The following is a 207-nucleotide window of genomic DNA, read 5'->3' on the forward strand; positions in this document are numbered from 1 at the left end:
TGCCATGCAAAGCAACCGATTGTTCAAATCATAAACCCGCAAATCTTGCTGCAAATGATCTGGATCAAAGCGCACAATCACCTTCTGCCCCGCATATTGATTGAGCGCACGTGCCCAATAACGATTGCCATAAAAATGAATCTCGCCCGTCCCTTTTTGCGTACGCAATGCCTCAGAGGTCAAAAGCCATAAAGCACGCTGCGCCGC

1 protein-coding gene is annotated in these 207 nt (G+C 48.8%); it reads right to left on the reverse strand.

All coding sequences use genetic code 11. From position 1 onward, the window contains the following. Positions 1-207, reverse strand: a 207-nt coding sequence (locus BN338_RS10550; protein ID WP_039762546.1) for a Mu transposase C-terminal domain-containing protein, incomplete at both ends; no start/stop codon positions are given.

The sequence above is a fragment of the Bartonella queenslandensis AUST/NH15 genome (assembly GCF_000312585.1).
Lineage (GTDB): Bacteria > Pseudomonadota > Alphaproteobacteria > Rhizobiales > Rhizobiaceae > Bartonella > Bartonella queenslandensis_A.